This is a genomic window from Nocardioides baculatus, from assembly GCF_016735675.1.
GTDB lineage: Bacteria > Actinomycetota > Actinomycetes > Propionibacteriales > Nocardioidaceae > Nocardioides > Nocardioides baculatus.
In genome coordinates this window covers 739656-760761 of sequence record NZ_JAERSG010000001.1, presented here as the reverse complement: position 1 = coordinate 760761, position 21106 = coordinate 739656, and the positions used below count along the sequence as shown (strand labels likewise).

Sequence of the window (21106 nt, the reverse complement as noted above, 5' to 3'; positions counted from 1 at the left end):
TGTTCGCCGGGCCGACTCCACCCCCGACTCCACCCTCGACTCCAGGGGTGAGCCGTCGCTACCGCGTGGTTCCTATCGTGTGCGCATGGGACTCAAGGACCTCCTCTCTCCGGGCAGCGACGAGACGAAGAAGACGCGTGCCGCGCTCGACGCCGCCAACGACGAGCAGCCCGACCCCAACGCCATCGACCGGCTCGTCACGATGCTGGTCGACGTCGGCCTCGAGGGCCGCGGGCCGGTCGACCCCGTCCGCGAGGTCGCCGACCGCGCGCTGAGGAAGGCCGACGGCGACCGCGAGAAGGCGATCGCCGCGGTGGCCCGCTCGACGACGTTCATGGGGTCGATCGGCGGCTTCGTCACCGGGCTCGGCGGCTTCGTCACGATGCCCGTGTCGTTGCCGGTCAACCTCGCGGAGTTCTACCTCCAGGCGGTGCGGATGGTCGGGGTCGTCGCCACGCTGCGGGGGTACGACATCTCCGAGCCGCGGGTGCGCACCGCGATCCTCCTCACCCTGGTCGGCTCGGACGCCGACGACGTGCTCAAGAAGGCCGGGATGGCCACCGCCGGCAGTCGCGTGACGACGTACGCCCTCCGGGGCCTGCCGCCCGCCGCGCTGATGGTGGTCAACAAGGCGGTCGGCTTCCGGCTGATGCGCGGGGTGAGCGAGAAGGCGCTGAGCCGCTTCGGTCGCGGCGTCCCGTTCGCCGGCGGTCTCGTCGGCGGCGGCATCGACGGCTACATGATGAAGAAGATCGCCGACCACGCGATGAAGGAGTTCCCCGCCGTCGCCTCACCCACCGATGGCTGACCGGATGGCGTCGGCCTCCTCCTGCACGGTCGCCGCGTCGACGAGGTCGCCCGCCTGCTCGGTCAGCACGGTGACCCAGGAGTCCAGCACCTCCTCGGCGTACCCGCTCTCGTAGAGCTGGGCCGTGAGGTCGGTCTTCGCCTGCTCGACGAGGTCGGCCCACGCGTCGACCGCGGTGAAACGCTCCACCAAGATGTTGGACCCGCCGCCGGGACCGCCGCGGCCGGCGCCGTCCGGGCGCGCTCCGTCAGGCATCCCCTCCGGGCGCTCGGGCCGCTGGCCGTCCTCACCACCGGGCGAGCCGCCGAAGGCGAGGTTGTGGTCCCACGCCACGACGGTGAACCCGCCGGACTCCGCGTCCCAGCGGAGGTAGGCGTTGTTGCCGGGGCCGTCGATGTCGTCGAAGTTGTCGACGACCTCCTCGAAGGCGAGGTAGCGGGCGAACGCGTCGACGTCCAGCCGCGACGGCAGCTCCGCGGCGAAGTCCTCGTCGCTGCTCTCGTTGACGAACTGGAGGAAGTCGATCAGCGGCGTCAGGTCGTCGTCGCCGGTCTCCTGGTCGAAGACGTCGGTGTAGGAGTCCGGGTCGTCGCCGCGGTAGGACCAGTCGCCGCCGGCCTCGGCCTTGTAGAGCAGGCCGTCGGAGGCGAAGTTCTCCGCCTCCCAGTCCTCGTCGAGGTTCTGTACGACCAGCCGGAGGCGGGCGTCGGCGCCGTTCACGCTGAACGACGACGGCACCGCGTGCTCGCTCGCCAGCCCGGCTTCGGCCAGGAGGTCGAGCGCGACGGCCTCGTTGAGCGCCGTCTGCGAGCCGTTGGACCGCACGACGAGCTCGCTCCACCCGTCGAGCGACTGGCCGTCGACGAACTCGTCGAGCCGGATCAGCCACGGCAGGTCCTTGGGCTCGGCGTCGTCGGTGACGCCGCGGAGCGAGGAGTTGCCCTTGAGCCGGAGGCCGGCGCGCTCGAAGGTGGTGCCGTCGATCGTCACGGTCGCCTCGAGCCACTCCTTCTCGTCCGTCCCCTGGTAGGTGTCGACCATCGCCGCGAAGGCGTCCTCGTCGACGTCGACCGAGATCTCGTGCACCGTGCTCGCGTCCCAGACGCCGGTGCCGTCGGCGACGTCCTGCGCAGCCGTGCTGACCGTGTCGCCGGAGGCCCGGGTCGCGTCGGTGGAGCACCCTCCGAGGGCGAGCGCGGCCAGGATCGCGACGGCCGCGAACCGCTTCGCGCCCGGCTCGTACGCCGTCACGCGACAGCTCCCGCGTCGACGGCCAGCGCGCCGAGGTGCCGCGTCGTGACGCGGTGCCAGCGGTTGCGCGGCAGGTCGGGCGTCAGCAGCGCCAGACCCGTGCCGTACTTGCTGATCCGGGTCGGGCGGTGGCCGAGCTCCCACAGCCGTCGGTCCAGCGGGCCGGGGCGGGCGCTGCCGGCCTTGGTCTCGATGACGAGCACGTCGCCGACCGCGGCACTGCCGCTGCTGGACTCCCAGCGCAGGTCGCGGTCGACGGTCGCGCGGCCGGCACCGTCGAGCAGCAGCGTGGTGCGGAGGTAGGAGGTGTGGAGCGTCGCCACCAGGCCGCCGGGATCGACGCCGTGGACGTGGGCCGCCCCGAGCCGCTCGCGCACCCAGTCGCCGGCCTCGACCGGCACGCCGAGGTCGTCGCCCGCGTGGGGCAGCCGCTCCTTGACGGTGGTGCCGCGCGCGCCGCGGGTCTTCACCTCCAGCCAGCGCTCGCCCGAGTCGGCGTACGTCCGGGTGCGCACCTTCCAGCGGCGTCGGCGCCGGTGGGCCGAGGCACTCCAGCTGTCGAGGTCGACGGTGTCGAGGTAGGTCGACTCGTAGCGCGAGCTCCGGCGGCCGTCGATCTCGAGCACGCGCAGCCCCGGGAGCCCGGTCAGCACGGCATTGAGGTCGGTGGCGGGGACGACGTACTTGCGGTCGACCCGGGTCAGCAGCGCGGCCTCGGCGTTGACCTCGGCGAGCGAGACGGCGGGCAGGCGTTCGATGACGGACACGGCGATCACCGGGTCAGGGCCGGGGCCGTGTGGCGCTCGGCGCGCGACAGGGCCGGACGGGTCGAGGCGGCGTAGTGGACCTCGACGGTCGTGGTGTCGTTGACGAGGTCGACCCGCACCGGTGTCACGCGGGTGACGCGGGCGTCGAGCAGCAGCTCGAGGCGCTCGACGAGGGTCGCCTCGTCGGTGATCGCGGAGTCCAGCACGACGACCTGGCGCAGGCCGGCGCCGTGCAGCAGGCGGCTGTCCGCGAGGGCGAGGACCCCCACCAGGGCGGCCATCAGCGTGACCGAGAGCGCGAGGTCGCCGGTGCCGAGCCCACCGATCAGGCCGATCGCGAGGGCGGCGAAGTAGTAGGCGATCTCGTGCTGGCCGAGCTCGTCGGAGCGCAGGCGGATGATCGACAGGACGCCGAACAGGCCGAGGCCGAGCCCGACCGTGGCGACGCTGCTGGACAGCACGATGGTGACGGCGAGGACGCCGACGTTGACCGCGATGAAGGCCGTGACGAGGTCGGCGCGGCGGTGGCGTGGGTAGTAGACGGCCATCGCGAGGACGAGCACGGCGACGAGGTCGGCCGCGGCGAGGAGATAGGTGGAGGTCATGGGCCCGAGGCTGTCGTCCCGACCTGTCGCCGACCTGCCGCCGACCTGTGGGCACGCTGTGGCTTGCGCACCTGAGAGGATCGGCACCGTGGACGGACCCCTTCCCCTCGCGCTGATCTACGCGTCGCTGGCGTTCGCCGCGGTCGTGCTGGTGTACGTCGTCCTCGACCGCACGCCCGACTGGGGACTGCTCGGCCTCGCGGGGCTCATCGAGGCAGCCACGCTGGTCCTGCTGGTCGTCGCGATCGCGCAGGTCGGCGACGTCTCGCTGTCGGGGGGAGCGACGGTCACGTTGTTCGGCTACCTCCTCGCCGGGCTCGTCCTGCTGCCGATCGGATTCGTCTGGTCGCTCGCCGAGCGCAGCCGCGGAGCCACGGCCGTGCTGCTGGTCGCGGGCCTGGCCCAGGCCTTCGTCGTCGTACGCGTCCTGCAGGTGTGGCCGGGATGAGCTCGACGCGCTCCGGGGCGGGCCGCGCGCTGGTGGCGGTCTACGGCGTCTTCGCCCTCGCCGCCACCGCCCGCTCGCTGGTCCAGCTGGGCACCAAGGCCTCCGAGGCGCCGCTGGCCTACACGCTGTCCGCGGTCGCCGCGCTCGTCTACGTCGCCGCCACCCTCGGCCTCGCGGAGGTCGGACCGTCACCGCGCCGGCTGGCTTGGGCCGCCGTCGGCTTCGAGCTGGTCGGCGTGCTCACCGTCGGGACGCTGACCGTCCTCGACCCGGAGCTCTTCCCCGACCAGACCGTGTGGTCGTCGTACGGCGCGGGCTACGGCTGGCTGCCGCTCGTCCTCCCCTTCGTCGGCCTCGCCTGGCTCTGGCGCACCCGTCCCCCCAGATGAGGGATACCCCTGGGTCACCGTGCGGGCACACGATGACGAGATGGCCACCCTCACCCGCTCCGTCGCCGCGCTCGCCGCGGCCCTGACGATCCTGTCCGTCCCCTCGGCAGCGCACGCCCGTCCCGCCCAGGTGGGCGCGACCGTCCTCAGCACGCACCTCACCCACAGCGGCGACCCCGACGGGTCCGGCTCGGCCACCGTCCGGCTGCGGCCGGGGGCTGGTCGCGTGTGCGCCTCCATCTCGTGGACGGGTATCGACGACCCCTCGGCCGCCCACATCCACCGCGCCTCGGACGGCTTCGTCCTCGTCGACCTCACCGGTGCCGTCACGGGCGGGTCGCGCTGCGTCGACGCTCCCCGGGCCGTGATCCGTCGCATCGCTCTGCACCCGCGCCGCTACTACGTCAACGTCCACAACGCGACCTACCCCGCGGGCGCAGTGCAGGGGACGCTGCACCGCTGACCGTGGGACGTCATGCGGAGCGGGCATCCGCTTGCCCCGTCCGTATGACGTCCCGTGGCGCTAGGGAGTCGTCGGCGGCAGGTGCTTCTTCATCAGTCGCTTGACCCGGCGCTGCTTGCGGTCCGGGATCATCGAGCGCATCTCCTCGAGCTTGCCGAAGCAGAGGAGGCGGTCCTCGCCCTCGAGGACGGTCTTGTTGCGCGGGTTGGGGATGACCTGCGGGCCGCGGTGGAGGGTGAGGACGGTGATGTCGCGGTCGTCGAGGCCCGAGTCGCCGAGCTTCTTGCCGACCATGTCGGAGCCGGCGTGCACGACGATCTCGGCGACGCCGTAGCCGGTCGAGACGGTGAGCCGCTGGCGTACGTCGATGTCGGGGAAGGCCACCTGGTTGTCGATGTAGTCGATGATCGCGCCGGCGACGTCGAGCTTGGTCGCGGCCTCGATGCCCTCCAGGCCGGGCGAGGAGTTCACCTCCATCACCTGCGGGCCGTTCTTCCCCTCGAGCATGTCGACACCGGCGACGCGCAGGCCCATGATCTGGGCCGACCGGACGGCCACGCGCTCGAACTCCTCGTCGAGCTCGACCGGCTCGACGCTGCCGCCGCGGTGCACGTTGGAGCGGAACTCGTCGCCCTGCGCCACCCGTCGCATCGCGGCGACCACGCGGTCGCCGACGACGAGGGCGCGGATGTCGCGGCCCTTGCTCTCCTTGACGAAGCGCTGGATCAGCACGTTCTGCCGGGTGCTCTGGAGGGTCTCGATGATCGCCTCGGCGACCTTCAGCGTCGGGGCGAGGATGACGCCGATGCCCTGGGTCCCCTCGAGCAGCTTGATCACGACGGGCGCGCCGCCGACGCGCTCGATCGCCGGGATCACGTCGGCGCGGTCCTGCACGAAGGTCGTCGCCGGCATCGGGATCTTGTGCCGCGACAGGATCTGCGTCGCGCGCAGCTTGTCGCGGCTGTTGGCGATGCCATAGCTGGTGTTGGGCGTGTAGACGTCCATCTGCTCGAACTGCCGCACGACGGCGGTGCCGAAGTAGGTGATCGAGTTGCCGATGCGCGGCAGCACCGCGTCGTACGTCGACAGCTGCTTGCCGCGGAACAGCAGGTCGGGCTCGTCGCCGGTGAGGTCGATCCCGAAGCGCAGAGTGTTCAGCACCTTGACGTCGTGGCCGCGGTCGAGCGCGGCGGTGCGGAGTCGCTGGGTGCTGTAGGAGCGCGGTGCGCGCGAGAGGATGGCGAGCTTCACGGGCCTCATACAAGCACGAGGCCACCTGACAGGATGGCGGCGTGCCCACCACTGACGAGACGCCCGAGCCGCTGGTCGTCGGCTGGCGGGAGTGGGTCGGCCTGCCGCAGGCCGGTCTCGACTGGGTGAAGGCGAAGATCGACACCGGTGCGCGGTCGTCGGCGATCCACGCCTTCGACCTCGAGACCTACGAGCAGGACGGCGCCGAGTGGGTGCGCTTCTCCGTCCACCCCTGGCAGAAGTCCGACGACGACCACGTCGAGCTGACCCTTCCCGTGCTCGACCGGCGCGAGGTGAGGTCGAGCAACGGCCAGGTCGAGCAGCGCTACGCCGTCAGCCTCGACGTACGGCTCGCCGGACGCACCATCACGACCGTCATGACGCTGAGCAACCGCGACGAGATGGGCTTCCGGATGCTGATCGGCCGCGAGGCCCTCGAGCGCGGCTTCCTCGTCGACTCGTCGCGGTCCTACGCCGGCGGCAGGCCCCGGCGGGCCGTACGCCGACGCAACTGGGGCAAGTAGAGCTGGGGCACTAGCACCCCACACGGACTGCAAGGCTCGGCCACAGGGTCCGAACAGGGATCCCCCGCACCGTCGAGGGCATGCCAGCACCTTCGCGACGCGCCTTCCTCATCGGCGGACTCACCACCCTGACCCTCGGCACCGGTACGGGCGCGTGGGCGCTCGACCGCTACGTCGTCGACCACGTCGAGGTCGCCGACGCGTCGGCGTACGAGGCGAGCCAGGGCAGCACCGGCACCGAGCTCGACACCTCGGACGCGGTGCTGACCGACGACAGCTGGAGCGCCGACGGCACGACGGTGTCGGTGCGCGAGGTGACCACCGGCAGCGGTGACGCGACCGTGACCTACTTCGTCGCCGACCTCGTGCTCAGCGACGCCACGGTCCTCCGCTCGGCCTTCGCCGGCGACGCCTTCGGCACCAACATCGTCGACGAGACCTCCGACATCGCCGGGCAGAACGGCGCGATCTTCGCGGTCAACGGCGACTACTACGGCTTCCGCGACACCGGAATGGTGATCCGCAACGGTGTGGTCTACCGCGACTCCGGCGCTCGCGAGGGGCTGGCGTTCTACCGCGACGGCCGCGTCGAGCTCTACGACGAGACCGCCACCGACGCGCAGACGCTCGTCGACGCGGGCGTGTGGAACACGCTCTCCTTCGGACCCGCGCTCGTCGCGGACGGCGAGGTCCTCGACGGGATCGACGACGTCGAGGTCGACACCAACTTCGGCAACCACTCCATCCAGGGCGACCAGCCGCGCACCGCGATCGGCGTGGTCGAGGACAACCACCTGCTCGTGGTGGTCGTCGACGGCCGGTCCACCGGCTACAGCGCGGGTGCCTCGATGACCGAGCTCGCCACGCTGATGAGGGGCCTCGGCGCCGTCACGGCCTACAACCTCGACGGCGGCGGGTCCTCCACGCTCTTCTTCGACGGCGAGGTGGTCAACCGCCCGAGCAACGGCGGCGAGCGCGGCACCTCCGACATCCTCTACATCAAGGGCTGAGCCCGGTGCCCACCGTGCTGGTCCCGGCCTACTGCCCCGGCGCCGCGATGGTCCGGACCGTCAGCGACCTCCGGACGGCCCGCCCCGACTGGGCGGTCCTGGTCGTCGACGACGGATCCGGGACGGCGTACGACGACCGCTTCGCGCAGGCCCGCGCGGCCGGCGCCGAGGTTCTCACGCTGCCCATCAACCGCGGCAAGGGCGCGGCCCTCAAGGCCGGCCTCGCCCACGTCCTCGCCACCCGCCCCGGCTCGCCGGTGATCTGCGCCGACGGCGACGGGCAGCACGCGCTGGCCGACATCGTCGCGGTCGGCGAGCGGCTGCTCGAGGACGCCGGGGCGCGGCGGATCGTGCTCGGGACGCGCAGCTTCGACGCCACCTCTGACGGACACCTTGTCCCGCTGCGCAGTCGCGTCGGCAACGGGGTCACCCGCTGGCTCTTCACGGCCGCGACCCACAGCCGGGTGCCCGACACGCAGACCGGCCTGCGCGGGATCCCGGCCGACCTGCTCGGCTGGGCGGGCACCGTGCCGGGCGAGCGCTACGAGTACGAGCTCCAGGTGCTCCTGCGGGCCGGCCGCTCGGGCATCGACCTCGACCCGCTGCCGATCGCCACGATCTACCTCGACGACAACTCCGCCTCGCACTTCCGGCCGGTGGTCGACTCGCTGCGGGTCTACGCGCCGCTCCTCGCCTTCCTCGCCTCCTCGCTCGCCGCCTTCGTCATCGACACGGTGGCGCTCCTGGTGCTCCAGGCGCTGACCGGTGACCTGCTCGTCTCGGTCGTCGGCGCTCGCGTGACCAGCGCCGGGGTGAACTTCGTGGTCAACCGGCGCCTCGTCTTCGACGGCGAGCGCCGGGTCCGCACGCGCACAGCGGCGGTGCGGTACGCCGCCCTCGCCACGGCCCTGCTCGCCCTCAACTTCCTCCTGCTGACCGCCCTCGGCGCCGCCGGCATCGCGCTGCTCCCGGCCAAGGTCCTCACCGAGCTGGCGCTGGTCTCGACGAGCTTCGCCGCCCAGCGCGCGTTCGTGTTCCGCGCCCCGGCGACCTTCACAGGAAGCCCACAAGGTCAGCCCACCTCCCCGACAGACGCCTCGACCACAGTCGACACCACCAGCCGCTGAGACCGGCTCCTCCTGCTCCCGAAAGGCCGCTCCCATGCGACTTCTTCCCTCATCCGCCACGGTCCGCCAGGCCCTCGCCGGCACCGCCGCCGTCCTCCTCCTCGCCGGCTGCGGCGCCTCCGTCGCGGCCGACACGACCAGCTCGACGTCCAGCGCCTCCAGCTCGAGCAGTGCGGTCGCCACCTCCGACGGCACGACCGTCGACGACGTGCTCGCCGACGACATCGCCGTCGAGACCGGCGACACGTCCTACGACGAGGCCGACGCGGTCGCGGTGGCCCTGGACGGCACGACCGCCACCGCCGACAGCGATGCGGTGAGCATCGAGGACGGCACGGTCACCATCTCCGCCGCCGGCACCTACGTGCTCACCGGCGAGCTCACCGGCCAGGTCGTCGTCGACAGCGCCGGCGACGGCGTCGTACGCCTCGTGCTCGACGGCGCGACGATCACCTCCGAGACCACCGCCGCGATCAACGTCGTCGACGCGGAGTCCGTCGTGGTCGTCCTCGCCGACGGCAGCGACAACGCGCTGGCGGACGCGGCGACGTACGCCGACACCTCGGAGGACGCACCCACCGGCACCCTCTACTCGACCGCCGACCTGACGATCGGCGGCAGCGGGTCGCTCACGGTGACGGGCAACAGCAACAACGGCATCGTCGGCAAGGACGGGCTGGTCATCACCGGAGGCACGATCGACGTCACCTCGGTCGACGACGGGATCCTCGGCAAGGACTACCTCGTCCTCACCGACGGCACGGTCACCGTCGACGCGACCGGCGACACCTTCAAGTCCGACAACACCGAGGACGCCGGCGCCGGCTTCGTGCTGATCGAGGGCGGCGAGCTCACCGTCACCTCCCAGGACGACGGCATCAAGGGCGTCCAGGTGCTCGTCTCGGGCGGCACGGTCACCGTCGCCGGGTCCAACGAGGCCGTCGAGGGCTCGCTGATCGTCGTCGACGACGGTGACGTCGAGCTGCACTCCGCCGACGACGGCGTCAACGCCGCGACCTCCGACGACAGCGCGAGCACCGACGGCCAGGCCGGCGGCATGGGCGGCGAGATGGCAGCGGACAGCTCGCTCAACCTCTACGTCAACGGCGGCTCGCTCGAGGTCTGGGCCAGCGGCGACGGCCTCGACTCCAACGGCAACGCCACCATCACCGGCGGCGACATCGTCGTCTACGGCCCCACCACCGACGGCAACGGCGCGCTCGACGTCAACGGCACCTTCGAGGTCACCGGCGGCACGCTGATGGCCACCGGCAGCGCCGGGATGATGGTCGCCCCCTCCACCGACTCGGCCCAGGGCTGGATCGCCACGGCCCTCGCGAGCACGGCCGCCGCCGGGTCGGAGGTCGTGATCACCGACGCCGACGGCACCGAGGTCGCGACGTACACGATCGAGAAGGACTTCGCCTCCGTCGTCTACTCCGCCTCCGACATCGAGCAGGGCCAGACCTACACGGTCACCGTCGACGGCACCGCCACCACCGTCACCGCCGGCGAGGCGCCGGCGGGTGGGCACGGCGGCCCGATGGGCGGCTGAGCCGATGACCTCCACGCCCTCCACCTCTCCCAGCACCCACCACGAAGGAACGTCCATGTCCGAGAACCAGCTCCCCGCAGCCCCCCACACCACCGACGCCGACGACCCCGCCACCCACCCCGCCCCGCGCCGGACCTGGCGCGACCGCATGCCCAGCGGACGCAAGGTGATCACCGCCGGAGCGGTCGTCGCCGGCCTCGCCGTCGGAGGCGCCGGCTTCGGTGCCGGGTACGCCGTCGGGCACGACGACGTCGCGACCACCGGCACCACCACCCAGCAGACCACCGACGGATTCGGCGGCCAGTTCGACGGTCGAGGCTTCCCCGGCGACGGCCGCGGCCCGATGGGCGACATGAGCGGCCAGCTGCCGGGAGGCCCGATGGGCGGCACCACCCAGGACGGCACGGGCCAGCAGCCGGACTTCGACGGCGACGGCCAGCCCGACACCGACGGCGGGACCGACAGCGACAGCGGGACGGGCACCGACGACGGCACGATCTCCGGCTCGCTCAACAGCTGACGCCCCTGCACCGGCCAAACCCGACCGACCCGCCCCGGACCGCCTCTCCCCCGTGAGGTGTCCGGGGCGGGTCACGTCACCGCCCGGTCCCCGGCCCGGACACGTGTCCGAGGGATGGCCCCCAGGACCGCTCCGGGAGGGCGACATCCCGGACACGTGTGGCGTGACGCGCCGCCGGCGCCACGCACGTCGGGCACTACCCTGACCGCGTGACCATCGCAGCGGACCGGAGCACCCGCTAGTGGCTCGCGAGTCGTTCGCCATCGGCGGTGTCCGCATCCGCGCCGGGACGGTGCGGGCGCTCGAGCTGCCGATCACGCGACTGGTCACCGGCGCCGACGTGACGCTGCCGGTCCGCGTCGTCCACGGCCGCGAGGACGGGCCGTGCATCTGGATCAACGCGGCCATCCACGGCGACGAGGTCGTCGGCGTCGAGGTGGTCCGCCAGGTGATGGCCGGGCTCGACCCCAAGACGTTCCGCGGCACGCTCGTCGCGGTGCCGATCGTCAACGTCATGGGCTTCATGACCGGCGACCGCTACCTGCCCGACCGCCGCGACCTCAACCGGTCCTTCCCCGGCTCGGCCCGCGGCTCGCTGGCCAGCCGCATCGCCTACCTCTTCATGCGCGAGATCGTGGCCGGCTGCGAGGTCGGCATCGACCTGCACACCGGCTCCGACCGCCGCAGCAACCTGCCGCAGGTGCGCGCCGACCTCGACGACGAGGGCACCCGCGCGCTCGCTGCTGCGTTCGGCGCCCCGGTGATGCTGCACGCCAAGATCCGCGACGGGTCGCTGCGCCACGCCGCGCGCGAGAAGGGCGCCAAGGTCCTGCTCTACGAGGCCGGGGAGCCGTTGCGGTTCGACGACTACGCGGTCGAGGCCGGCGTGATCGGCGTACGCCGCGTGCTGGCGACGCTCGGCATGACCGACCCGGTCGAGGAGCTGCCCCCGGAGCCGAGCCTGGAGTGCCGCTCGAGCGGCTGGGTCCGCGCCCGGCGCACCGGGATCCTGCACCTCGACGCGCACCTCGGCCAGAAGGTCAGCGACGGCGAGCGGCTCGGCACGCTCTTCGACTCCTTCGGCAAGACGCTGCGCGCGGTCTACGCCAACCGCGACGGCGTGATCATCGGCCGCACCGAGGCACCCCTCGTGAACTCCGGTGACGCGGTCGTGCACATCGCCAACTAGCGTCTGGCGCATGTCCTTCGACGTCGCCGGCTTCCGTTCGCACTTCCCCTCTCTCGAGTCGGGGATCGCCCACTTCGACAACCCCGGTGGCACGCAGACGCCCCTCGTCGTCGGCGAGGCGATCGCCCGGACGCTGACCGGACCGCTCTCGCAGCGCGGCGCCGCGACCGTGAGCCAGCGCAACGCCGAGGAGTCCGTCGCCGGCTTCCGCTCCGCCATCGCCGACCTCGTCGGCGGCGTGCCCGAGGGGGTGGTCCACGGCCGCAGTGCCACCGCGCTGACGTACGACGTCTCCCGCACGCTGGCGCGCACTTGGTCGCCCGGCGACGAGATCGTCGTCTGCGAGCTCGACCACGACTCCAACGTGCGGCCGTGGATCCAGGCGGCCGAGCGCGCCGGGGTCACCGTGCGCTGGCTGCGGCTCGAGCCCTCGACGGGCGAGCTCGACCTCTCCTCCCTCGACGCGATCACCGACCGCACGCGGCTGGTCGCGTTGACCGCCGCGTCCAACCTGCTCGGCACCCGGCCGCCCGTCGCGACCGTCGCGGCGAGGGCGCACGAGGTCGGCGCGCTGGTCCACGTCGACGCAGTGCACCACACCGCGCACGCCGCCCCCGACCTCACCGCGATGGGTGCCGACCTGCTGGTGTGCTCGCCCTACAAGTTCTTCGGCCCCCACTGCGGGGCGCTCGTCGCCGACCCCGAGCTGCTGGAGACGCTGCGCCCCGACAAGCTGCTGCCGTCGAGCAACGCGGTGCCCGAGCGGTTCGAGCTCGGGACGCTGCCCTACGAGCTGCTCGCCGGTGTCACCGCGGCCGTGGACCTCATCGCCTTCGTCGGCACCGGTTCCTCTCGCCGCGAGCGCCTCGTCTCGGCCGCCGCGCTGATCGCCGACCACGAGCTGCGCCTGCGGCTCCGGATCGAGGAGGGCCTGGCCGCCCTCGGCGACGCGCTCACCCTCCACTCGCGTGCCGCCGACCGGACGTCCACGCTCTTCCTCACGCTGCGCGACCGCCTGCCCGTGGACGCGTACGACGCCCTCGCGAAGCACGACGTCCTCGTCCCGGCCGGCACGTTCTACGCCTACGAGACCTTCCGGGCCCTCGGCCTCCCCGTCGACTCCGGCCTGCGGATCGGGCTCGCGGCCTACACCGACGACTCCGACGTCGACCGGCTGCTCGAGGGGCTCGGCGACTTCCTGACCGCCTGACTCGAGGATCACTCGCGACATCCGCGAGCGAAGCTCGACCTAGCCGCGCCGGTAGGTCCGCGTGCAGGCGCCCGGCACGAACCCGATCCGCCGGTAGAGCCGCGCCGGCGCCGGGTAGTCGTCGTCGCCGCGCGGGCAGACCAGCCCGGTCGTCGCGCCGAGGTCGCGGGCGGCGGTGAGGGCGGAGACCGACGCGGCGGTCGCGAGGCCGCGACGCGCGTGCGCGTCGACGCAGCCGACCGGCTCGACCAGGGCGACGCCGGTCGTCTCGTCGAGCCAGACGCAGCACGACGCGACCCACTCACCGTCGGGCGCGACCACGACGTGGTCGGTCGCGGGTCGGTAGGGCGGCGTGGCCATCAGCCGCTCGTAGGCGCGTGCCGTCACCTTCGAGGTAGGCGACCACGCGTCGCGGTGGACCTTCGACCGCTGCTCGTGCTCGCCGGCCCGCACCGCGCGGACGTCGTACCCCGCGGGCACCGCGACGTCCGGCAGGTCGGCCAGGTCGAGGAGGTGGTGGGTGAACCACGGGCTCCCGACCTCAGTAAAACCGTGGTCGAGCAGCGCGTCGATGGCGACCGTCTCGGTCTCGAGCGTGCTGGCCGTGACTTCGTCGGCGGACTCCGCGAGGGCCGCTCGCACCACTGCGCGTACGGCATCCGGGTCGGTGCCGCAGACCTCCAGCCAGTCCGCGGACTCGAGCCACGCCCACGCGTCGTCCACGAGGAAGGCCGGTCCGAGCCCGAGGGCCTCCGGCTCGCCGTACGCCGCCGACCAGGCGAGCTGCCCGGGGTGGTGGCGGGACTCGGGCGACCAGAGCCGCGCGGCCAGCGCCTGCATCCGCGGGAGGGCCTGCTCGATGTCCAGCCGCTGCACCGTCATGCGCGCACTCTGGCAGCGCGGCCGCCCGCGCGCACCCGAGATTCAGTCGCGGACCTGCTCCTCGACCTCCTGGCCGGAGGTGCCCTCCTCGGCGCTCGAGTCGACGTCGTCGGTGTCCACCGTGTCACCGACGGTCGCGTTGCCACCGGGCTCGGCGTCGAGCGCCCGCTGGCGGTCCTCGTCGGACACGCGCTCCCCGGCGGCCGGGAAGGCCGACTCGTCGGGATGCGTGGCGTACGGGTCCTGCTGGTCGTCGCTCATCGTCCGACCGTACGCCGACGCCGTGCCGCTGCGATCCGCCCGCAGGGGTGCTGTCGGACGACCCGGCCACAATGGCCGGGTGACCCACTGGGTGCTCCACGTCGACATGGACCAGTTCCTCGTCGCCGTCGAGCTGCTGCGCCGGCCCGAGCTGGTCGGGCTGCCGGTCGTCGTCGGCGGCCGGGGCGACCCGACCGAGCGGGCGGTGGTGTCGACCGCGTCCTACGAGGCGCGGGCCCACGGCGTACGCAGCGGGCTGGCGCTCAAGCTCGCCAAGCGACGGTGCCCGGAGGCGGTGTTCCTCCCGGTCGACTTCCCGGTCTACGAGGCGGCGTCGGCGCGGGTGATGGCGACGCTGCGGGCGACGCCGGGAGCCGTGGTCGAGGTGCTCGGGTGGGACGAGGCGTTCGTCGGCATCGAGGCCGACGACCCGGTCGCCGCGGCCCGCTCGATCCAGGCCGCGGTGCTCGCCGCGACCGGGCTGCACTGCTCGGTCGGGATCGGCGACACCCTCGTGCGCGCCAAGATCGCGACCGACTTCGGCAAGCCGCAGGGCACGTTCGTGCTCACCCGCGACACCTGGATGGAGGTGATGGGCGAGCGCCCGACCACCGCGCTCTGGGGCGTCGGCACCAGGATCGGCGCGCGTCTCGAAGCGATCGGGATCCGCACGGTGGCCGACCTCGCGGCGGCCGAGGCGGACGCGCTGGTCGCGGCCTTCGGTCCGGCGACCGGGGCCCACCTCGGCCGGCTCGGTCGCGGCGGCGGCCGCTCGAGGCCCGACGACACCCCGTGGGTCGCGCGCGCCCACGGCCGGGAGACGACCTACCAGTCCGACCTCCGCACCCCCGACGAGGTGCGCGCCGCGCTGGCCGAGCTCGCCGCCCGGGTCATCGACGACGTCCGCAAGGAGGAGCGGATGGTGCAGCGGGTGCACCTCAAGGTCCGCTTCGCGCCGTTCTTCACGTTCACCAAGGTGCGCAAGCTGAAGGAGCCGACCTGGGACGTCGAGGTCATCACGCAGACCGCCCACGACCTCTACCTCGCCCTCGACGACCAGCGCCCGGTGCGGCTCCTCGGTGTCCGGGGCGAGATGGTCGAGCCCGAGGGCGGCTACTGACCACGGGACAGTGGAGCCCGGAGCCGGTAGGTCGGGCCGCCGGCTCCACTGTCGATGGGCCGGACGCTATCCACCCAGCAGCGACAGCCCCGCGGCGATCGCGAAGCCGACGACGGTCGCGAGCCCGGCGAGGTCCTTCGCCTTCTCCTTGGCCTCGGGGACCATCGAGTCGATCAGCATCGTCAGCAGTGCGCCGGCGGCGAAGCCGTCGATGAGGGCCTGGCCCTCGGCGGAGACCACGTCGGAGAGCGCGTAGCCCCCGACCGTGGCGAGCGCGCACAGCGCGGCGACGCCGGCCCAGAGGCCGACCACGGACCGCGCGGAGCGGCCGTCACCGCGCATGTCGGCCGCCGAGCCGATCGCCTCGGGCAGGTTGGAGGCGAAGATCGCCACCACCAGCGCGGCACTGACACCGCCGCCCGAGGCGATGCCGATCCCGAGCACCATCTGTTCGGGGATCCCGTCGAGGAAGGCGCCGACGGCGAGCGGGGCGCCGGCCGACGACCCGCCGGACCGACCGCCCCACCTCTGCACGAGGCGGTCGGCACCGAAGAAGGTGAGGCCGCCGAGGGCGAGCCCGCCCGCGACGGCGTACGCACTCCCGACCCGGAGCCCCTCCTCGGCCAGCTCGAACGACACGCTCGCGATCAGCGCGCCCGCCCCGAAGCCCAGCACCAGGCCGACCAACTGGGCGGACCACGTACGGACGAGGGCGAGGACGGCGCCGACCAGCAGCGAGCTGGCCGCCACCGCTCCCCAGCCGAGGGCCTCGAGCATGTCAGTCCACGCCGGCCATCAGGCGGTGGATCGGCTTGGACGCGAGCATCACGACGACGCCGGTGACGACGGAGGCGAGGCCGATCCAGATGAAGAAGGGCGCCTCGTTGTTCTCGTCGTAGAACCCCGCGAGCGTCCCGGCGAGTGCGGTGCCGAGGGCGATCGAGAGGAAGTAGAGCGCGACCATCTGGGTGCGGAACTTCTTCGGCGCCAGCTTGGTGGTGGCGCTGAGGCCGACCGGCGAGATCAGCAGCTCGGCCAGGGTGAACACCAGCAGGATGCCGGCGAGGCCCAGGAGCGGTGCGGTGTTCTCGCCACCGGGCATCGGGAGGAAGCAGAAGAACGCGACGCCCATCAGCGCCGTGCCGGCGCCGAACTTGAACGGCGTCACCGGCTGGCGGTCACCGAGCCTGGTCCACAGCGCCGCGAAGACGCCGGCCAGCACGATGATGAAGACCGGGTTGATCGACTGCACCCACGACACCGGCATCTCCCAGCCGAACAGGTTCCGGTCGAGGCGCTTGTCGGCGTAGATCGTGACGACGGTGAACTGCTGCTGGTAGAGCGACCAGAACACGACGTTGCAGATGAAGAGCGGGATGAACGCGAAGATCCGGCTGCGCTCGACGCCGGTCACCTGCTTGTCGGCGAGGATCACCGCGAAGTAGGCGATCGCGGCCACCAGGCTGATCCCGATCACGATGTTGGACAGCCGGTCGGCGGTGATGACGTCGACCCAGGTCAGGACGGCGACCAGGGCGAGCACGACGACCGCGCCGCCGGCGTACGCCAGTCGGCGATCGGCGGGCAGCGGGTTCGCCACCTCGTTGGTCTCCTCGGGCAGCCGGCCGCGGAAGGCGGCGTACTGCGCGAGGCCGATCGCCATGCCGACCGCGGCGGCGCCGAAGCCCCAGTGGAAGCCGGCCTCCTTCTGCAGCAGGCCGGTCAGCAGCGGGCCGAGGAGGGCGCCGATGTTGATGCCCATGTAGAAGAGGGAGAAGCCGGCGTCGCGGCGGGTGTCGTGCTCGTCGTAGAGGGAGCCGACCAGCGAGGTGGCGTTGGCCTTCACCCCGCCCGAGCCGAGCGCGATCAGCACCAGGCCGACACCGACGCCGGTCAGGCCCGGGAGGACGGCCAGCGCGATGTGGCCGAGCATCACGCAGATCGCTGCGTAGAACAGCGTCCGCTCCGGGCCGATCAGCCGGTCGGCGAGCCAGGCGCCGAGGATCGTGGAGAGGTAGACCCCTCCGCCGTACGCGCCGACGATGCCGGTCGCGACGGTCTCGTCGATGCCGAGGCCGCCCTTGGCGGCGGAGTAGTAGAGGTAGATCAGCAGGATTCCCTGCATGCCGTAGAAGCTGAAGCGCTCCCACAGCTCGACCCCGAACAGGTTGGCGAGCACGCCCGGCTGACCGAAGAAGCTGCGGTCGGACCGGTCCTCTGACGTCTTCAGTTGTTGATCAGTCACCCGTCCACGGTGCCACCGCGCCCCGGTCCTGTCAGCACCCGGGGGGCGGGGCGCGTGAGCCGACTCACTCGGTCGCTCATTCCGTGGCGATGGCCTGGAGCACCTTCATCCGCGACGCCCGGACCGCGGGGATGACGGCTGCGAGCACGCCGAAGATGACCGCGACGACCAGGAAGAGCGCCAGGCTGCTGATCGGCAGTGCGAGCTCGGTCAGGTCGTCCTTGAGCGACTGGCGCAGCACGACCCCGATGACCAGCCCCAGCGCCATCCCGAGCACCGCACCGAGCACCGCGATCGCGACGGACTCGAGGGTGATCATCGTGCGCAGCTTGCGCCGCGACAGGCCGACGGCGCGCAGCAGCCCGATCTCGCGCGTCCGCTCGAGGACGCTGAGGCTGAGCGTGTTCACGATGCCGATGACGGCGATCACCACGGCCAGCGCCAGCAGCCCGTAGATGACGTAGAGCAGCTGGTTGACCTGCCCGCTGATGAGCTCCTTGAACTCCTGCTTGTCCTGCACCGACAGGATCGGGAGGTCCTTCACCACGTCCTCGAGGTCCTGCTTCACCGCGCCGCGGTCCGCGCCGTCGGCGACGTTGATGCTGATCGAGGAGTCGCTGCGCTTGACCCCCGCCTCGTCCAGGACCGCGAGCGGCACCGTCAGGCCGCTGGTCACCGGGGTGTCCTCGAAGACGCCGGCCACCTCGAGCGGGATGGTCTTCCCGCCGGGGAACTGCACCTCGATCGTGTCCCCGGTGGTGGCCTTCAGGTCGTCGGAGCGGCCCTCGCTGAGCAGCGCCTGGTCCCCGGAGATCTGGTCGGTGCCGGACACCATCTTGAGCGTGTAGATCTCGGTGAAGGCCGCGTCGACGCCGTTCGCGAAGGTCTGGTCGGGCGTGCCGGCGACCTCGATGCTGACCGGCACCCCCTGCTGGCGCGAGACCAGGTCGACGCCGTCGACCTCCTCCATCTGGTCGCCGTACTGCGTCGGGAACCCCTGGAACGTCGGCAGCTGGACGAGGAAGTCGCTGGTGAACTGGTCGTCGACGATCTTGTCCTGGGTGGCGCTCAGCGACGAGGCGAGCACGCCCACGGCGGACACGACGGCCAGGCCGATCATCAGGGCGGAGGCGGTCGCCCCCGTACGCCGCGGGCTGCGCAGCGCGTTCTCACCGGCCAGGCGCCCCGCAGTGCCGAAGATGCGGCCGAACACGCTGCGGCTCAGCAGCAGCACCGGCCGGCCCACGACCGGGGCGAGGACGGCGGTGGTCACCACCCAGATCACGGCTCCGGCGCCGATCCAGATCGCATCGGTGCCGGGAGCCCCGACGAGGCCGGCTGCGACCAGCGCGACGCCGACGACCATCGCGATCGTGCCCAGCACGAGCCGGCGGCGCATCCCCTTCTCCTGCACGGTGAGGTCGTCGCGCATCGCGGCGACCGGCGGGACCTTGGCCGCGCGTCGCGCCGGGACGAACGCCGCGACCATGGTGACCACGATGCCGGTGACGTAGCCCGACGCGATCGTGAACGGCGTCAGGGTCAGCACCTCGCCGGCGATGTCGAGCCCGAACGTCCGGAACAGTCCCGCCAGGCCACGCGACAGGCCGAGCCCCAGCAGCAGGCCGAGCGTCGACCCGACGAGGGCCATGAGGAACGCCTCGATGAGCACCGAGCGGGTGACCTGGCGCTTGCTCGCGCCGAGGGCGCGCAGCAGCGCGGACTCGCGCACGCGCTGGGAGACGAGGATCGAGAAGGTGTTGAAGATGATGAACGCGCCGACCACTATCGCGATCACCGCGAAGGTGGTCAGGAAGATCGAGATGACGTCGAGGAACTGGCCGATCTGGTCCTGCTGCTCCTTGATCACCTTGTCGCCCGTGACGGCCGTGAAGCCCTCGGGCACGACGGCCTTGGCCGCGTCGGCGAGCTCGGTGCGGGAGACGCCGTCGGCGGCGGTCAGCGAGACGCTGGTGAAGGCGTCCGCGCCGTCGAGGAAGATCTCCTGCGCCTCCTTCGTGTCGAGCAGCACGAGCGTCGCGCCGGCCGTGCCGCCGCCGTTGAACTCGGCGGTGCCCACCAGGGTGAAGGTCCGGCGGGGCTGGCCGCTGGGCACGATCAATGTGACCGTGTCGCCGACGGCGTAGCCGCCGCGCTCGGCGGAGGAGGCGTCGAGGGTGACCTCGCCCGGCTTCTCCGGCCACCCTCCCTCGACGAGCTCGAGCACCTGCTCGCCCTGGATGTTCTCGCTGGGCGCGTAGTTGAACGCCAGGGTAGGGGCCCCCTGGCCGCCGACCAGCTTGTCGTCCTTGCCGAGCAGGAAGGACCCCAGGCCGTCGACCGAACCGGTTGCCTGCGCGACCTCGGGGAGCGCGGCGAGCTTGTCGACGTCGGCAGGCGTCACCAGCGAGGTGGTGCCGACGCCGGCGTTCGCGCCCTGCACGTCGCCGGCCGGACGGACCTGGGCGTCGGGGGTCGAGCCCTCGACGATGTTGTCGAAGGTCGCGTTGAGGCCGGTGCTGAAGGTCATCACGCCGGCGAGGAATCCGATGCCGAGCACGATCGCGAGCGTGCTCATCAGCAGGCGCACCTTGCGGGCGAGCAGGTTGCGCCAGGTCAGGCGGAACATCTCAGCCCGCCTGCTTCCGGGCAGCCGCGACGTCCTGGAGCTTCGACATCTTCTCGAGGATGGCGTCGCGGTCGGGCTCGCGCAGCTCGTCGACGATGAGGCCGTCGGCGAGGAAGAGGATCCGGTCGGTGTACGACGCGGCGACCGGGTCGTGCGTCACCATCACGACGGTCTGGCCGAACTCGTCGACGCTGCGGCGCAGGAAGCCCAGCACCTCCGCCGAGCTGGTCGAGTCGAGGTTGCCGGTGGGCTCGTCGGCGAAGACGATCGACGGCTTGCTCACCAGCGCCCGCGCACAGGCCACGCGCTGCTGCTGGCCGCCGGACATCTCGCTGGGCCGGTGCCCGAGGCGGTCGCGCAGGCCGACGGAGTCGACGACCTGGTCGAACCAGTCGCGGTCGGGCTTGCGGCCGGCGAGGCTCAGCGGGAGGAGGATGTTCTCCTCCGCGCTCAACGTCGGCACCAGGTTGAACGACTGGAACACGAAGCCCACCCGCTCGCGGCGCAGCGTCGTGAGGTCCTTGTCCTTGAGCCTGCCGAGCGAGGTGCCGTCGACGATCGCCTCGCCGGAGGTCGGGGTGTCGAGGGCCGCCAGGCAGTGCATCAGCGTGGACTTCCCGGATCCCGACGGGCCCATCACCGCGGTGAACTCGCCCTTCATGAGGTCGACGCTCACGCCGTCGAGGGCCCGCACCTCCGCCTCGCCCTTGCCGTAGGTCTTCACCAGGTCACGCGCGCTCGCGGCGACCTCGGCCACCGCACCCTCCCGGGGTTGCTCAGTCATGAGGTGAGTCTCCCAGTCGCGCGAAGTCGCCGACCATGGGATATCTCCCCGAGCCGTCCCTGACATGT

The 21106-nt window shown here is 72.1% G+C and carries 22 protein-coding genes; 12 read left to right on the top strand and 10 right to left on the bottom strand.

Going from position 1 to position 21106, the window contains the following annotated elements:
- The first annotated feature begins 85 nt into the window (after positions 1-85).
- The gene (locus tag JI751_RS03740) at positions 86-808 is read left to right on the top strand and encodes an EcsC family protein (protein WP_201933524.1); all 723 of its coding nucleotides are present in this window, start codon (positions 86-88) and stop codon (positions 806-808) included.
- Here JI751_RS03740 and JI751_RS03735 read toward each other — a convergent pair.
- Genes JI751_RS03735 through JI751_RS03725 form a run of 3 tightly spaced genes read right to left on the bottom strand, consistent with a single transcriptional unit; the run spans position 791 to position 3431 of the window.
- The gene (locus JI751_RS03735) at positions 791-2059 is read right to left on the bottom strand and encodes a CotH kinase family protein (protein WP_201933523.1); all 1269 of its coding nucleotides are present in this window, start codon (positions 2057-2059) and stop codon (positions 791-793) included. The genes JI751_RS03740 and JI751_RS03735 overlap by 18 nt on opposite strands.
- Positions 2056-2835, bottom strand: coding sequence for a polyphosphate polymerase domain-containing protein (locus tag JI751_RS03730; protein WP_307813782.1), 780 nt, complete (start codon positions 2833-2835; stop codon positions 2056-2058). Before JI751_RS03730 ends, JI751_RS03735 begins: the two co-directional genes overlap by 4 nt.
- Positions 2832-3431: a DUF4956 domain-containing protein gene (locus JI751_RS03725; RefSeq protein ID WP_201933513.1), complete on the bottom strand. Its 600-nt coding sequence runs from the start codon at positions 3429-3431 to the stop codon at positions 2832-2834. Before JI751_RS03725 ends, JI751_RS03730 begins: the two co-directional genes overlap by 4 nt.
- Before the next feature lie 88 nt (positions 3432-3519).
- Between JI751_RS03725 and JI751_RS03720 the strand changes: the two genes are divergently transcribed.
- Genes JI751_RS03720 through JI751_RS03710 form a run of 3 tightly spaced genes read left to right on the top strand, consistent with a single transcriptional unit; the run spans position 3520 to position 4731 of the window.
- Positions 3520-3879 (top strand): hypothetical protein, encoded by a 360-nt coding sequence (locus JI751_RS03720; protein ID WP_201933510.1) that lies wholly within the window; start codon positions 3520-3522, stop codon positions 3877-3879.
- Positions 3876-4268: a hypothetical protein gene (locus JI751_RS03715; protein ID WP_201933507.1), complete on the top strand. Its 393-nt coding sequence runs from the start codon at positions 3876-3878 to the stop codon at positions 4266-4268. Before JI751_RS03720 ends, JI751_RS03715 begins: the two co-directional genes overlap by 4 nt.
- Before the next feature lie 40 nt (positions 4269-4308).
- Positions 4309-4731 carry a CHRD domain-containing protein gene (locus tag JI751_RS03710; RefSeq protein WP_201933504.1) on the top strand — a complete coding sequence of 141 codons (423 nt, stop codon included), beginning with the start codon at positions 4309-4311 and terminating at the stop codon, positions 4729-4731.
- A 60-nt stretch (positions 4732-4791) separates the two neighbouring features.
- Here the strand turns inward: JI751_RS03710 and JI751_RS03705 are convergent, their stop codons facing one another.
- Positions 4792-5982: a RimK family alpha-L-glutamate ligase gene (locus JI751_RS03705; RefSeq protein WP_201933501.1), complete on the bottom strand. Its 1191-nt coding sequence runs from the start codon at positions 5980-5982 to the stop codon at positions 4792-4794.
- Positions 5983-6023: 41 nt separating this feature from the next.
- Between JI751_RS03705 and JI751_RS03700 the strand changes: the two genes are divergently transcribed.
- From JI751_RS03700 to JI751_RS03670, 7 genes are all read left to right on the top strand, one after another.
- Positions 6024-6506 carry an ATP-dependent zinc protease family protein gene (locus JI751_RS03700; RefSeq protein ID WP_307813780.1) on the top strand — a complete coding sequence of 161 codons (483 nt, stop codon included), beginning with the start codon at positions 6024-6026 and terminating at the stop codon, positions 6504-6506.
- Between the two features lie 80 nt (positions 6507-6586).
- Positions 6587-7516 (top strand): phosphodiester glycosidase family protein, encoded by a 930-nt coding sequence (locus JI751_RS03695; RefSeq protein ID WP_201933498.1) that lies wholly within the window; start codon positions 6587-6589, stop codon positions 7514-7516.
- 5 nt (positions 7517-7521) lie between these two features.
- A complete protein-coding gene (locus JI751_RS03690; RefSeq protein WP_201933495.1) occupies positions 7522-8643 on the top strand; it encodes a GtrA family protein in 1122 nt (373 codons plus the stop codon).
- Positions 8644-8677: 34 nt separating this feature from the next.
- Positions 8678-10198, top strand: a complete 1521-nt coding sequence (locus tag JI751_RS03685; RefSeq protein WP_201933492.1) for a carbohydrate-binding domain-containing protein — start codon at positions 8678-8680, stop codon at positions 10196-10198.
- A 55-nt stretch (positions 10199-10253) separates the two neighbouring features.
- On the top strand, positions 10254-10718 hold the full coding sequence (locus tag JI751_RS03680; protein WP_201933489.1) for a hypothetical protein: 465 nt from the start codon (positions 10254-10256) through the stop codon (positions 10716-10718).
- A gap of 241 nt (positions 10719-10959) precedes the next feature.
- Positions 10960-11907, top strand: coding sequence for a succinylglutamate desuccinylase/aspartoacylase family protein (locus JI751_RS03675; RefSeq protein WP_201933485.1), 948 nt, complete (start codon positions 10960-10962; stop codon positions 11905-11907).
- Positions 11908-11917: 10 nt separating this feature from the next.
- Positions 11918-13117 (top strand): cysteine desulfurase-like protein, encoded by a 1200-nt coding sequence (locus tag JI751_RS03670; protein ID WP_201933482.1) that lies wholly within the window; start codon positions 11918-11920, stop codon positions 13115-13117.
- A 39-nt stretch (positions 13118-13156) separates the two neighbouring features.
- On the opposite strand, the gene JI751_RS03665 is transcribed toward JI751_RS03670, so the two are convergent.
- Together JI751_RS03665 and JI751_RS20820 are read right to left on the bottom strand one after the other, a co-directional pair.
- Positions 13157-13999, bottom strand: coding sequence for a GNAT family N-acetyltransferase (locus tag JI751_RS03665; RefSeq protein WP_201933479.1), 843 nt, complete (start codon positions 13997-13999; stop codon positions 13157-13159).
- A 42-nt stretch (positions 14000-14041) separates the two neighbouring features.
- Entirely contained in the window at positions 14042-14260 is a 219-nt protein-coding gene (locus JI751_RS20820) for a hypothetical protein (protein WP_236665533.1), read from the bottom strand.
- A gap of 79 nt (positions 14261-14339) precedes the next feature.
- Between JI751_RS20820 and JI751_RS03660 the strand changes: the two genes are divergently transcribed.
- The gene (locus tag JI751_RS03660) at positions 14340-15380 is read left to right on the top strand and encodes a DNA polymerase IV (protein WP_307813778.1); all 1041 of its coding nucleotides are present in this window, start codon (positions 14340-14342) and stop codon (positions 15378-15380) included.
- A gap of 66 nt (positions 15381-15446) precedes the next feature.
- Here the strand turns inward: JI751_RS03660 and JI751_RS03655 are convergent, their stop codons facing one another.
- The 4 genes from JI751_RS03655 to JI751_RS03640 form a co-directional block, all read right to left on the bottom strand.
- Complete coding sequence (locus tag JI751_RS03655) at positions 15447-16157, bottom strand: ZIP family metal transporter (protein ID WP_201933476.1); 711 nt, start codon at positions 16155-16157, stop codon at positions 15447-15449.
- 1 nt (position 16158) lies between these two features.
- The gene (locus JI751_RS03650; protein WP_201933473.1) at positions 16159-17625 is read right to left on the bottom strand and encodes a peptide MFS transporter; all 1467 of its coding nucleotides are present in this window, start codon (positions 17623-17625) and stop codon (positions 16159-16161) included.
- A 76-nt stretch (positions 17626-17701) separates the two neighbouring features.
- On the bottom strand, positions 17702-20254 hold the full coding sequence (locus JI751_RS03645) for an ABC transporter permease (RefSeq protein ID WP_201933470.1): 2553 nt from the start codon (positions 20252-20254) through the stop codon (positions 17702-17704).
- A 1-nt stretch (position 20255) separates the two neighbouring features.
- Positions 20256-21038 (bottom strand): ABC transporter ATP-binding protein, encoded by a 783-nt coding sequence (locus JI751_RS03640; RefSeq protein ID WP_201933467.1) that lies wholly within the window; start codon positions 21036-21038, stop codon positions 20256-20258.
- Positions 21039-21106 lie beyond the last annotated feature (68 nt).